A 12,679-nucleotide genomic window follows, 5' to 3' on the forward strand; every position below is an offset into this window, starting at 1 on the left:
ATACTGTCAGGAGGAGTCATTATGTTTAAAAAGATCTTAATCGCAAACCGCGGCGAGATTGCAGTTCGTATCATTCGGGCTTGTAAAGAGATGGGGATTGCAACCGTGGCCGTGTATTCAGAAGCAGACAAAGATGCACTTCACGTGAAGCTAGCAGATGAGTCATTTTGTATTGGCAAAACGTCTTCTAAAGAAAGCTACTTAAACATTCGTAATTTGCTTACCGTAGCGCAAGTAACCAAGGCAGACGCTATTCATCCCGGCTATGGGTTTTTAGCTGAAAATGCTGATTTTGCTGAGATGTGTGAATCCTATGATATTACCTTTATTGGTCCAAAAGCGGAAGCCATCCGTAAAATGGGGGCAAAAGCTGTAGCGCGAGATACAATGAAACAAGCCGGCGTGCCTATTGTACCTGGCACGGAAGGACTGATTGAAGATAGCAGCACTGCTATGCCAGTAGCACGAGAAATAGGCTATCCAATCATCGTAAAAGCTACAGCGGGCGGTGGCGGAAAAGGAATGCGTCTAGCTCATAGCGAAGAAGAGCTAGAAAAAGCCATTCGTCAAGCTCAGCATGAAGCAGAAACAGCCTTTGGAAACGGCGGCGTATATCTTGAAAAGTACCTAGAAGAGCCAAAACACATCGAAATTCAAATCATTGCTGATGAAGAAGGGAATGTGGTTCATTTAGGTGAACGAGATTGTTCGATTCAACGCCGTCATCAAAAATTGGTAGAAGAAGCTCCGTCTCCTGCGGTAGATGAAAACCTTCGTGCTAAAATGGGCAAAGCGGCGGTCTCGGCAGCTAAAGCAGTTGATTATACAGGTGTCGGAACAGTCGAGTTTCTGTTAGATAAGCACGGGCATTTTTACTTTATGGAAATGAATACACGAATTCAAGTTGAACACCCCGTTACAGAACTTGTAACAAACATTGACTTAATTAAAGAACAAATTTCAGTAGCAGCAGGCTACCCGCTATCATTTTCTCAGCAGGATATTCAGTTAAAGGGATGGGCAATTGAATGTCGGATCAATGCAGAAAATCCGGCTAAAAACTTTATGCCTTCCCCTGGAAAAGTCGAGATGTATTTACCTCCTGGCGGCTACGGGGTTCGTGTAGACAGCGCCGTTTACCCAGGCTATGAAATTTCCCCATTTTATGATTCAATGGTGGCGAAATTAATTGTAACGGGGAAAGATCGAAATGAAGCGATTCAACGAATGAAACGCGCGCTCGAAGAATTTATCATTATAGGTATTCATACAACCATTCCTTTTCATTTAGAATTACTGAACCATCCTTCTTTTAAGGAAGGGGATTTTACAACCAAATTTCTAGAAAGTAACCCTATTTCAATTAAAGAACTAGAAACGGTGTAAGAAAGGAAAGTGCTCTTATAAGGGAGTGCTTTCCTTTTTTTCTTCATGTATAATAAAAAGAACATATCATTAGCTAGTAAGCTATACGTCTATCAAATACATGTATTCGCACAAATAAGGGAGAAGGTTTTATGCAAGCTAACAATAAAACAGTGGTTAAATCCATGCAGATTCTCACGCTTTTTATCAAGCACCCTAAGCTGACCTTCACAGAAATGATGGAATATTCAGGCGTTCCGAAAACTTCTTTGCACCGGATGGTTGGTTCGCTTGAAAAGATGGGATTTTTAACAAAAGACGAGCAAGGATACTATTCGCTAGGACTTTTATTCTTGCAATTTGGTCAGCTAGTGGCTAATCGCTTAGATATTAGAAATATCGCAAAGCCTGTAATGGAAGCGCTCCGAGATGAAGTAGAAGAAGCGGTTAATTTAATTGTACGAGATGGGAATGAAGCTATGTATATTGAAAAAGTAGATACGCTTCATCCAGTGCGTCTTTATACATCAATTGGAAGGCGTTCACCTCTTTATGCAGGAGCTTGTTCACGCATTATCTTGGCGCATTTACCCGAAAAAGAACAAGAGGAATATATTACTCAAACGGAGCTAGCTCCAATAGGTATTGGAACCATTACAGATCAAAAGAAGCTAAGAAATGTATTAAAAGAAGCAAAAGAAAAAGGGTATACCATTAGCACCTCTGAATTAGAAAACTTTACAACATCCGTGAGCGCGCCGATTGTAAATCATCAAAATGAAGTGGTTGCAGGCATTAGCGTAGCGGGAATTGAAGCGAGATTTCAAGGAGACAGACTGCCGTTCATTATTCAAAAAGTAACAGAAGCGGCGAGCCTAATTTCTGAAAAACTCGGTTATCAAGGATCATTAAAGTAGCATACATAGAAAAATGGAGGTAGACCATTGAAACGATTAGAAGGAAAAACAGTCGCACTCGTAGGTCAGCGTAAAGTAGAAGAAATCAGCAAAATTGTTGAAAACCTTGGCGGGACCCCGCTTGTACGACCTGCACAAGGAACAATCTTTTTAGATGACACACACTTAGAAGCAGATATTAAAGAACTGGTAAAAGGAAATTATGATTGGTTTATTTTTACGACAGGCGTCGGGACGGAAATTTTGTATAAAACAGCAGATAAGCTAGGACTGGCGGATGAATTTCTGTCTTCTTTACAAGCAGCTAATATTGCTGCACGCGGGTATAAAACCGTAAATATGTTAAAAAAGCTCGGTGTTACTCCAACCGTTCGAGATGATGATGGAAGTACAGCGGGACTAGTCAGGGCACTTCATTCATTTTCTTTTGAAGGAAAGCATGTAGCGCTTCAGCTTCACGGAGATCCTGCACCAAAATTGATTGACTTTCTATCGAATCAAAAAGCCCAATTTAAAGAGATTTTACCGTATCAGCATATTCCGCCAAAAGCAGAAATCATGGAACAGCTTATAAACGAATTAATAAGCGGAAAAATTGATGCTGTTAATTTCACAAGCGCTCCGCAGGCCCGATTTTTATTTTCGTTTGCAAGAGAACACGGACAAGCTGATCACATTCGAGAACTCTTTAAAAGCTCTGTAGTAGCTGTATCCGTAGGAAAAGTAACCGCTGCTGCTTTAAAAGAAGAAGGAGTAGATCGTATTGTTATTCCTGATCAAGAAAGAATGGGAAGTGCAATTGTAGCTTTAGAACATTATTATCAGCAGCGTGATTAACAAAAGGCCTTCTCGCCTCACAGTGAGAAGGTCTTTTGTATGACTTCATCCAAGCGTTGTCGAATATTGTTTGATAATTACCTATCACTCTCTTTTTAAACACGTGCAAACGACAGATAAACATAGATTTGTTACTATTTCAGAAAATCATTTTCAAATATTGTAAAAATAGTAGAAAAAGGTAAAAAAACAGACGTAGATGTTAAAAAATTGTTACGTTCTCTTTAGCAATAACTTATATCCAACCAGCTTAAAAAATCTTGATCGCCTATTTTATCATGTTAAAAACAGTGCTGTGTAAAGCCCGGTAGATTATTTATTTTAACAGGGATATAAAGGTGTATTTTTGCAGGTGAAAGATGAATGTATACACAAGCGTTAATTGTTACACTACTGAAATACAATTGTAATATTGTTATTCTTTTTTTCAACGTTTATCGTGGTATAATTTTCGTAGATTTTCATTAGCATATTTAGCTATTTATCGACAAATACAGTGAACTTTACATAAATTGTCAGACTTTTATACATATTGATACATAATTAGAAATTACTAGTTTAACAGAGCAAGAAAGCGGAGGAATTCATATTGAAAAAGAAAATGCTTTTACTTAACACAACGGTTTTATTAGGCCTGGGAGGAGTTTTATCAACTCCAACGTATGCCTCTACCATTCAAGATATGGAATCGCAAAAATCTCAAATTCAAAATCAGCGTCAAGATGTGCAATCTAACATCAAAGCAGCTTCTGATGAATTGACACGCCTTCAAGCAGAACAAGATCAAATGAAAGCACAGCTTGAGCGATTAACAATAGCAGAAGAAGAAAATAATAAAAAAGCCCAAAAAACAGAAGCCGATATTAAAGAAACGTCTAAACAAGTAGAGCAGCTTGAAAAAGAAATTAAGCTGCTTCAAGAAAAACTTGAAAAGCGAAACGATATTTTAAAAGATCGTGCACGTTCCCTGCAAGAAAGCGGCGGTAACGTAGAGTATTTACAAGTTTTACTTGGTTCTTCAAGTTTTGGTGATTTTGTAGACCGCGCGCTAGCTGTTTCGACTATTGTAGATGCAGACCGTGGTATTTTAAAAGAAACTAAAAATATGCAAGACGAATTAAAAACAAAACAAGCGGATGTTAAATCTAAGCTTGCTAGCTTAGAAGACATGAAGGCGGAACTGGATGAAATGACTGTCCAGCTAGCAGCTCAAAAGAAACAAAAAGATGCACTGGCAAAAGAACTAAAAGATAAAGAAGCAAAAAATGAAGAACTAAAAGCTTCTCTACAAGCAAAAGACAGCTCTCTTGCAAATGAACAATCTACGCTTGAACAAAATATTAAAGATCAAAAAGCTGCAGAAGAAGCAGCAAGAAAAGCAGCTGAACAAGCGGCTAAAGAGGCAGCTAAGAAAGCAGCTGAGCAAGCTCAAAAAGCAGCGGCTGCACCAGCTGAAAAAGCCGATTCATCGTCTGCTAAGGCAGAAGCACCAAAAGCAAGCAGCAATGATGTGGCACCTACAAGCGCTCCGGCTCCAAAAGCTAGCAATGTTGTAACAGTAGGAAATCGCTGGATTGGAAACTCTGCTTACGTATTTGGCGGAGGACGTAGCCAGTCTGATATTAGCCACGGTTTATTTGACTGCTCGTCATTTGTACACTGGGCATATTCTCAAGTAGGCGTTAACCTTGGACCTCTTGGATCTGTAAGTACAGAGACGTTAAAGCATGCTGGAACACAAGTGTCTTCTAGTCAAATGCAACCTGGCGATCTTGTTTTCTTCGATACATATAAAAAAGACGGCCACGTTGGCATTTATGTAGGAGGCGGCAAGTTCATCGGTGCTCAAAGCTCAACAGGTGTTGCAATTGCAAACATGAGCAGCGGCTACTGGAAACAAAAATTCAACGGACGCGTAGTTCGTATTTAATAGGGTATAGTAAAAAGAAAACATCCAATTTGGGTGTTTTCTTTTTACATTGTAAGGAGCGTATGACTATGAATTCTATTTTTGATCACATACAACCCAACTTAGATATTTTATTTGTCGGTTTTAATCCAAGCATCCGTTCCGGGGAAACGGGGCATCATTTTGCGAATCCAACCAATCGTTTCTGGACGATTCTTCATAAAACAGGTTTGACAGATCGTAAATATCATCCGGAGGAAGATCACTCGCTGCTCCAGCTAGGATACGGTTTAACCAATATTGTAGAGCGTCCTACAAAGGCAGCTGATGAGATTACAAAAGAAGAATATGCAGAAGGCAGAGAAATCTTAAAGAAAAAAATAGCTACATATACGCCTAAAATCGTTTGTTTTGTTGGAAAAGGTGTCTATCAGCAGTACAGCGGGCGCAAGCAAGTAAAGTGGGGTAAACAAGAGAAATCGATGGTATCAGGAATAATGGACTTTGTTGCCCCGTCTTCAAGCGGGCTCGTTCGAATGAAAGTAGATGAAGTAGTCGCCATTTATGCAGAGCTTCCGAAGCTGCTGCGTACATTAAAATAGAGAAAGCCTCAAGGCTTTCTCTATTTTGTAAACGAAATATCAATTTGAATAATTTCTGATCGGCTCCCGATTCGAAGCGGAGGACCCCAAAAGCCAAATCCTGAAGAGACAATGGTATGCAGTTGATTAGTTTGCTTGTAGCCCCAATCAATTTCAAATAACCGCTTGGTGATTAAATGATTAGGTGCCATTTGCCCTCTGTGAGTATGACCGCATAGAAGTAAATCTACGCCTGCTTGTTCCGCTTCTTTTAAAGAAAGCGGCTGATGATCCATTGCAATGACAGGTAGGGAACGATCCGTTTCACTCGCTAAATCGAAAAAGCTGTCTCGGTTTTTGTCCGTCTTGTCTTTTCTTCCTATTAAATACAAGCTATCACCTATGTTTAACACTTCATCCATTAAAATAGGAATGTTCATTTCTTTCATTCTTTCCACAAACTGAGGGATCTTTCCGCCGTAATACTCATGGTTTCCTAAAATTCCATATGTGCCTAAAGGGGCTTTTAGCTGTTTCATCATAGAATCCATTTCTTTTTTAAAGAATACGTGGGGATCATCGTCAATAATATCTCCAAGAAGTAAAATAAGATCCGGCTGTATCTTTTGTACATGAGTGATTAACCGCTGCAAATGTTTTTTGCCCGACAATGTGCCAAAGTGCATATCAGATGCTACAGCAATGCGAAGGTTTTTCCGATTCGTCTTTTTAGCAAGTGAAATCGTGTATTTTCTTACCACAGGACTGTAAGCATTATACGTACCATAAGCAAAAATGAATAAAAAAGCGGCAATCATGAAAAATCCAATTGAATCGATAGCTGTAGAAAGTGAAGCGCCTAGAAGAGTAAGAATATATACGGCTAGATTACTTATAGGAAGCAAAAGCACCGAATATTGAATAAATCCTAACCAGTACGATCCCACAATTTTAAATATGCTCACTTGTTGAAACGCACGACTGATGATAAAGGAATAAGCAAAAAAGACAACGATCACCGTAAGAATCCATTTGTTTTCCACTTCAAACATTGTGTGAAGCCACATCCAAGCGTTCCATCCGATGTACAGAACGAATAAATTATATAAAATAACAACTAAAATAGACCTTACTAACACACTTACTTTCATACGCTAACCTCTTTTCTTTCATCTGTAATTCCACTATAGCTCATTTTTATTGCTTCAACAAAATTTTATCTCTTCTTCTTATCAATAAAATTTTTGCTTGTCACACAAACGAAAAAACACACCTGTTTTAGAGGTGTGTTTTTTGTATTAATGATGGTGATGCGCGTGGTGAAGGCTGCTAATCACAAATTCAGGCTCTGGAACGTGGAAATATTGAATCCATACGCCTTCTAAAAATTTCTCGCGTTTATCTAAAATGATATCGATATCTTTATCTGTTTTTACGATTTCATCATGTTCAGTCGGCGTATCAAATTTCCAATCATAATGCGCGTGATCACCGTGGTCGATAGTTACATATACACGAATCATTTTTCCTTGACCTTCTGGGCTAGCCAACGCATTTTTTAACACTTTTGCTGCGTTTCGATTAATTTTTACTTCCATTTTGAAAACTCCATTCTGTAACTTAGTATGTAACGTATTTTCGCAAACTTAAACGAAAAAGAGAAATTTTTTGCCTGACGCTCCGTATAGAGTTGCTTCATTCCAACGTAATACGCTACACTACACCATATTGAATGAAAAAGGAGCGTATCATAAATGAAGATTGTTATTTTAGGTGACACTCATATTCCAAAAAGAGCGAAACATTTTCCGAAAAGACTCCTAACCGAACTGAAAACAGCTGATGCTATTATTCATACTGGAGACTTTCAAACGATAGATGTATACAATGACCTGCGTGTGTTTGCTCCTGTACACGGGGTAATTGGAAATGTAGACAGTGAAGAGCTTCAGCAAGTACTTCCATCTTCATTACTTCTTCCGTTTGACGACGTTACGATTGGTGTAACCCACGGTCATGGCAAAGGAAAAACGACTGAAAAACGTGCGCTTTTGGCATTTGAACATGAACAAGTTGACGCAATAATTTTCGGTCACTCTCACATTCCTGTTCATAAGCAAATTGGTGATATTACGTTGTTTAATCCAGGTTCCGCTACTGACAAGCGGCGTGAAAAGCAATTTTCGTTTGGACTGCTGTACATACAAAAAAACACGCTGCATTTTGAACATGTTTTTTATGATTCTAAGGACTAAAACAAGAGAGGGCTCTTGTTTTAACATTTTTACGTTGTATGGTCTAAATGAGCAATATATTCGTGAAGCTTATTTTCTTCGTAATCATTTAAGTCATGCATCGGAATAACCTGCTGAGTTTGAGGATCCGTTCCTCTTACTTCTGCAATTTTTACTCCTTCTTTATAGATATTAAAAATATCTTTTTCTTCCCCGCGCTGAACCTTTTCTGTTTCAAACATTGAAAAAGACTTGCTGTTTTTACTTTCTTCCATTAAAATCACCTACTTTTTTTATCGTACTCTTATCTTTTCACACCCATTGTTAATTATGTATATACTCGATGACTAAAGGAATATGAAGTCTTGCCGATAGAAAGAAAGTGCACGATCACTTTTAACTACGGAGAGAGAGGCTACATAGCATGGAGAGAGTAAGAAAAAAAAGGTCCCTTAATAACTTTAAGACAAAGCTGGTGCTAGCATTTGCAGCGATCTTATTAGTGCCATCTGTTACGATAGGTGTATCAGCTTACATAACGGCGAAACATGAAATTGAAAACCAAATTATTAACACAGCACAGCAAAATGTACAGTCCATTAATTCAGTGATTGACGATACCATTGGACCAAAAATTCATGATGTAGAGTTTTTTGCATCAGTGGTAAACAACGAGCGCTACAATGAAAAAGATATGGCTACTTTAAGCAAAGATTTTAACTTATATGCTTCGCTTCATCCAGAAGCCGTCAGCATTTTTACAGGAAATCAGCACGGGAAGTTTATTCAATCGCCTAAAAAAGTGATACAAGCAGGCTATGATCCCAGAAAACGAGATTGGTACAAGCTAGCCATGCAAAACAAAGGAAAAACAGTTGTCACTGAACCTTATCCATCAGCCTCTACAGGTCAGACCGTTATTACTGTAGCAAAAACAACGGCGGATGGCACAGGGGTTATTGCTTTAAATTTAGATATAAGCCGCATCAATAAAGCTGTCAGCAAAGTAAAAATCGGAGAAAAAGGATATCCATTTCTTTTGGATGGAGAAAGAAAATATATTGTTCACCCTACGGAAAAAGCAGGTACAAAAGCGACAGATTCTCTTTTTGACAAGCTTTATGCAAAGAGCTCCGGGTCTTTTGATTATACCTTTAACGGGGATGAAAAAAAGATGGTCTTTACTACAAATAAAACAACAAGCTGGAAAGTTGCAGGCACTATGTACTCATCAGAAGTTAGTGAAGCAGCACAGCCTATCTTTTACAAAACACTATTTATTATTGTAGATTGTCTGATAATCGGGAGTCTTACCATTTTTGCGGTGTTGCAATCGATTATTAAACCGCTCAAACAGCTTAAGAATCAGGCTCTGAGCGTTAGTGAAGGAGATCTAACAACAGCGATTATCGTCAATTCAAAGGATGAAATCGGCGAGTTAGGGTATGCTTTTAGTCAGATGCAAAACAATCTTCGCACATTAATTCAAAATGTTGAAATGAGTGCAGAACAAGTGGCTGCTTCTTCAGAAGAGCTAACGGCCAGCTCACAGCAAACGAGCGCTGCGACTGAACAAGTATCGGTTGCGATACAAGAAGTGGCTTCTAGCGCGGAAAAACAAACGGCTGTTATTGACCAAAATGCAGCTTCTTTAGATGAGATTGTCCAAGGAGTTTCTACCATTGCCAAGCGTACAGAAATTGTTTCTCAGCTATCAAATCACACAACGTCTGAAGCTGTAGAAGGCGGAAAAGCCGTGAGAGAAACGGTCGAACAAATGGAATCCATTTCTCAATCCGTCGAGCTGTCTAATACAACGATTCGTACTTTGTTTCAACGTTCAAAAGAAGTTGGAATCATTTTAGAAGTAATCAGCGGCATTGCTGCTCAAACAAATTTACTAGCCTTAAATGCTGCAATCGAAGCGGCACGAGCTGGAGAACATGGAAAAGGGTTTTCCGTTGTAGCAGCGGAAGTGAGAAAGCTGGCAGAACAATCACAAGTGTCCGCGTCTCAAATTTCTGAGCTTATTCAAGCGATTCAACAAGATACTCAGGAATCTGTACATACAATGGAGCAAGTTACAAACAAAGTTGAAGAAGGACGAACAATATCACAAACGGCTATTCAAAAATTCGAACAAATTCTAAGCAGCATGAATGAAACGACTCCGCAAGTAGAAGAAGTTGCTGCGACTGCTCAGCAAATTTCAGCAGCGGTTGAAGAAGTGGCCCGTACAGCGGGTGAAATGGCGATCCTTGCTAAAGGAAATGCAGCTACATCTGAAGAAGTGGCTGCATCAACTGAAGAACAGCTGGCTTCAATGGAGGAAATTGCTGTTTCCGCACAATCTCTGTCTCAAATGGCAGAACAATTAACAGCGCTCATTAGCAAATTTAATTTGTAAACTTTCGTCAAATCGTCATAGACCTCTTTTATATTGGAAAAAGTAGAACATATACACATGAAAGAGGTGACAGTATCTGATGGAGCAAACAAAAATGACCTTTGAGCCAGCTTCAATTAACGATGATATGCATGCGAAGCTTAAACAGCTAGAAGAGCAGTTTCAACAAACGTTAGGAAAAAGAGTAGCTTTAGTTGCATACGAAGCTGAAAAATAAAGAAACAAAAAAAGAAAAGCCACTAGGTCTTTTCTTTTTTTGTTTCAATAAGGTTAACATACATTAAATTACAAGTTTTTTTCATATACTTTCTCAAAATAAGTTATAAATTAGTGTAAAACTACACTTTTATAGTGTTATTTCACTTTTTATATGGTATAATTTCACAGAAATAAAGAAAGGAGCTTACAGTTTAGAATGAAGAAAAACGTGTTGTTAGGAACTTTTTTATCTTTTTATCTAGTAGGTTCATATGCCTCCTATCATATTTATAAACAGCAGCAAAGCCACCCTGTAACGGGGGATGTTGCTCGGCTTCTTCCTACAAAAGTCAAAGAAATAAAGCATGGAACAACTGAAAAACAGCTGAAAGATTGGGTGAAAACCGCTTCACAGCATCATGAAAAAATAGCGATTGCAGGCATGCAGCACAGCCAAGGAGGGCAGACGTACTATCCGAATGCTATTTTATTTGATATGAAGCAGTACAATAAAATTATAGATTACAAGCCACGTCAAAAAGAAATTACGGTTCAAAGCGGGACAACGTGGAATGATATTCAGCAATATATACATAAAGACGGTCTTGCTCTTCAAGTTATGCAATCACAAAATATTTTTACCGTTGGAGGTTCTATTAGCGTGAACGTACACGGCAGAGATATTCGATACGGTTCTTTAATGGATACGGTAAAATCTATGCGTCTCCTGCAGGCGGACGGATCTATTATCGAAATTAGCCGGACAAAACACCCTGAGCTGTTTTCTTTAGTAAACGGAGGATACGGGTTATTTGGAGTCATTTTAGATGTGACGCTTCGTTTGACAGACGATGAATGGTATGAAGATGAAGTTATTTGCTTAGATTATAGGCAGTATACAGCGTATTTTAAAAACTACGTACAGCATAATCCTGACGTTCGTATGCATATGGCGCGTATTTCTGTTTCTCCTAATCAATTACTAACAGATATGTACGTCACAAACTACCGTTTATCTTCTCAAAATACTTCTACTGCAAACGAACCGCTCAAAACAGAAAAAATAGTGGCACTTCCTAAATTTATGCTAGGGCTGTCTCGGTACAGTGACTGGGGAAAAGATATGTTGTGGGAAACACAAAAGGCTTATTTCTTAAGACAAAATGGACGGCTTGAAACAAGAAATAATGTTATGCGTTCTGAAAGTGATTTTATGGAATACGAAAGTGCTAGCCGAGCGGAAGTTTTACAGGAATACTTCGTTCCGGTTGATGAATTTGCTTCTTACATCGATGATTTACGCGAAGTGTTATCAACAGAGAAATTAAATTTATTGAACATTACCGTTCGCTATGTAGAGAAAGACAATAAAGCAGTCATGTCTTATGCAAAAGACGACATGTTTGCTCTCGTTTTACTTATTAACCAGAAAAAAGACCATCAAGGCATCTCTGATACACAAAGAGTTGTCAGAAAAATGGTAGATGTTACGCTTCAGCATCAAGGAAGCTATTATTTGCCTTACTACGGCTACCCAAGCAAGAAGCAGTTAGAAGAGGCTTACCCTCATACAACCGCCTTTTTTAATTTAAAAAGAAAATATGATCGGAACGAAACGTTCGTTAATTTATTTTATAAGGAGTATGGAAAATGACGTACAAACAACTCTTACACTCACAAAGCCTGATGATTACCGCAAGCAGTATTGTTTTTCCTTTTTACCTTTTACTGCTTCGAAATCTTGGCGATAGTTATTCACAATTTGGCTTAGCTTACGGAATTTTCGCTTTAACCGCAGCTTTGAGTCACCCTTTAATCGGTTCATGGAGTGACAGAGTAGGAGAAAAGCGCTTGCTCATTTTATATACGTTTGGGATGGCGGTTGTTATGCTTGTGATTCCCGTTCTAACAACTATCACGCAGGTGTATATCATTCAAGTTATAATGGGGCTACTTGGAGCTCTTCAAAAAACAGCAGAAAAAATAGCGTTATCTAGGCAGATAGATCGTGCTCATACGGGAAAACAAGTAGGACACTATCATTTATGGACCTCTATATGGGCAGCTTTAGCCGTAATTGCAACAGGGTATATCATTGATTTTCTTACAATCGGCAGCCTTTTTTACATCACTTCGTTTATGTATGTAGCGGCAGGGGTATTAATATGGCAAAAACCAAAAACAATCGAGCTTGAACGCCACCATTCGCTATAAAAGCATATATGGACAGG

Annotated in this window: 13 protein-coding genes; 10 read left to right on the plus strand and 3 right to left on the minus strand. The window is 38.6% G+C overall.

The window, feature by feature from the left end:
• The first annotated feature begins 21 nt into the window (after positions 1-21).
• The 5 genes from accC to mug all read left to right on the plus strand — a co-directional run bounded on the left by accC (position 22) and on the right by mug (position 5,630).
• Entirely contained in the window at positions 22-1,386 is a 1,365-nt protein-coding gene (accC, locus tag ACFX4N_RS02060) for an acetyl-CoA carboxylase biotin carboxylase subunit (protein WP_029321941.1), read from the plus strand.
• A gap of 131 nt (positions 1,387-1,517) precedes the next feature.
• Positions 1,518-2,282, plus strand: coding sequence for an IclR family transcriptional regulator (locus tag ACFX4N_RS02065; protein ID WP_057273233.1), 765 nt, complete (start codon positions 1,518-1,520; stop codon positions 2,280-2,282).
• 27 nt (positions 2,283-2,309) lie between these two features.
• A complete protein-coding gene (locus tag ACFX4N_RS02070) occupies positions 2,310-3,119 on the plus strand; it encodes a uroporphyrinogen-III synthase (protein WP_057243511.1) in 810 nt (269 codons plus the stop codon).
• A gap of 589 nt (positions 3,120-3,708) precedes the next feature.
• Positions 3,709-5,049 carry a coiled-coil domain-containing protein gene (locus ACFX4N_RS02075; RefSeq protein ID WP_057273232.1) on the plus strand — a complete coding sequence of 447 codons (1,341 nt, stop codon included), beginning with the start codon at positions 3,709-3,711 and terminating at the stop codon, positions 5,047-5,049.
• A 68-nt stretch (positions 5,050-5,117) separates the two neighbouring features.
• Positions 5,118-5,630 carry a G/U mismatch-specific DNA glycosylase gene (mug, locus tag ACFX4N_RS02080; RefSeq protein WP_057273231.1) on the plus strand — a complete coding sequence of 171 codons (513 nt, stop codon included), beginning with the start codon at positions 5,118-5,120 and terminating at the stop codon, positions 5,628-5,630.
• Positions 5,631-5,650: 20 nt separating this feature from the next.
• Here mug and ACFX4N_RS02085 read toward each other — a convergent pair whose 3' ends face one another.
• Together ACFX4N_RS02085 and ACFX4N_RS02090 are read right to left on the minus strand one after the other, a co-directional pair.
• Positions 5,651-6,760, minus strand: a complete 1,110-nt coding sequence (locus ACFX4N_RS02085) for a metallophosphoesterase (protein WP_057273230.1) — start codon at positions 6,758-6,760, stop codon at positions 5,651-5,653.
• A gap of 147 nt (positions 6,761-6,907) precedes the next feature.
• On the minus strand, positions 6,908-7,207 hold the full coding sequence (locus ACFX4N_RS02090; protein ID WP_013057177.1) for a hypothetical protein: 300 nt from the start codon (positions 7,205-7,207) through the stop codon (positions 6,908-6,910).
• 156 nt (positions 7,208-7,363) lie between these two features.
• Between ACFX4N_RS02090 and ACFX4N_RS02095 the strand changes: the two genes are divergently transcribed.
• Positions 7,364-7,864 (plus strand): metallophosphoesterase family protein, encoded by a 501-nt coding sequence (locus ACFX4N_RS02095; RefSeq protein ID WP_029321935.1) that lies wholly within the window; start codon positions 7,364-7,366, stop codon positions 7,862-7,864.
• A 29-nt stretch (positions 7,865-7,893) separates the two neighbouring features.
• Here the strand turns inward: ACFX4N_RS02095 and ACFX4N_RS02100 are convergent, their stop codons facing one another.
• On the minus strand, positions 7,894-8,118 hold the full coding sequence (locus ACFX4N_RS02100; protein WP_014459961.1) for a hypothetical protein: 225 nt from the start codon (positions 8,116-8,118) through the stop codon (positions 7,894-7,896).
• Positions 8,119-8,267: 149 nt separating this feature from the next.
• Here ACFX4N_RS02100 and ACFX4N_RS02105 point away from each other — a divergent pair, with 149 nt between their 5' ends.
• The 4 genes from ACFX4N_RS02105 (at position 8,268) to ACFX4N_RS02120 (ending at position 12,662) form a co-directional block, all read left to right on the plus strand.
• Positions 8,268-10,250 carry a methyl-accepting chemotaxis protein gene (locus tag ACFX4N_RS02105; RefSeq protein ID WP_377260760.1) on the plus strand — a complete coding sequence of 661 codons (1,983 nt, stop codon included), beginning with the start codon at positions 8,268-8,270 and terminating at the stop codon, positions 10,248-10,250.
• A 79-nt stretch (positions 10,251-10,329) separates the two neighbouring features.
• Positions 10,330-10,467, plus strand: a complete 138-nt coding sequence (locus tag ACFX4N_RS02110) for a hypothetical protein (RefSeq protein ID WP_014459963.1) — start codon at positions 10,330-10,332, stop codon at positions 10,465-10,467.
• A 198-nt stretch (positions 10,468-10,665) separates the two neighbouring features.
• The gene (locus tag ACFX4N_RS02115) at positions 10,666-12,102 is read left to right on the plus strand and encodes an FAD-binding oxidoreductase (RefSeq protein WP_057273228.1); all 1,437 of its coding nucleotides are present in this window, start codon (positions 10,666-10,668) and stop codon (positions 12,100-12,102) included.
• Entirely contained in the window at positions 12,099-12,662 is a 564-nt protein-coding gene (locus ACFX4N_RS02120; protein WP_057273227.1) for an MFS transporter, read from the plus strand. The genes ACFX4N_RS02115 and ACFX4N_RS02120 overlap by 4 nt, the downstream gene beginning before the upstream one ends.
• Positions 12,663-12,679 lie beyond the last annotated feature (17 nt).

This window comes from Priestia sp. YIM B13551 (assembly GCF_042787905.1).
Classification (GTDB): Bacteria; Bacillota; Bacilli; order Bacillales; family Bacillaceae_H; genus Priestia.

What these genes read in the sequence shown, in the direction of transcription:
- accC (WP_029321941.1), top strand. Translation starts at nt 22, where the DNA reads ATGTTTAAAAAGATCTTAATCGCAAACCGCGGCGAGATTGCAGTTCGT.
- ACFX4N_RS02065 (WP_057273233.1), top strand. Translation starts at nt 1,518, where the DNA reads ATGCAAGCTAACAATAAAACAGTGGTTAAATCCATGCAGATTCTCACG.
- mug (WP_057273231.1), top strand. Translation starts at nt 5,118, where the DNA reads ATGAATTCTATTTTTGATCACATACAACCCAACTTAGATATTTTATTT.
- ACFX4N_RS02085 (WP_057273230.1), bottom strand. Translation starts at nt 6,760, where the DNA reads ATGAAAGTAAGTGTGTTAGTAAGGTCTATTTTAGTTGTTATTTTATAT.
- ACFX4N_RS02090 (WP_013057177.1), bottom strand. Translation starts at nt 7,207, where the DNA reads ATGGAAGTAAAAATTAATCGAAACGCAGCAAAAGTGTTAAAAAATGCG.
- ACFX4N_RS02095 (WP_029321935.1), top strand. Translation starts at nt 7,364, where the DNA reads ATGAAGATTGTTATTTTAGGTGACACTCATATTCCAAAAAGAGCGAAA.
- ACFX4N_RS02100 (WP_014459961.1), bottom strand. Translation starts at nt 8,118, where the DNA reads ATGGAAGAAAGTAAAAACAGCAAGTCTTTTTCAATGTTTGAAACAGAA.
- ACFX4N_RS02105 (WP_377260760.1), top strand. Translation starts at nt 8,268, where the DNA reads ATGGAGAGAGTAAGAAAAAAAAGGTCCCTTAATAACTTTAAGACAAAG.
- ACFX4N_RS02110 (WP_014459963.1), top strand. Translation starts at nt 10,330, where the DNA reads ATGGAGCAAACAAAAATGACCTTTGAGCCAGCTTCAATTAACGATGAT.
- ACFX4N_RS02115 (WP_057273228.1), top strand. Translation starts at nt 10,666, where the DNA reads ATGAAGAAAAACGTGTTGTTAGGAACTTTTTTATCTTTTTATCTAGTA.
- ACFX4N_RS02120 (WP_057273227.1), top strand. Translation starts at nt 12,099, where the DNA reads ATGACGTACAAACAACTCTTACACTCACAAAGCCTGATGATTACCGCA.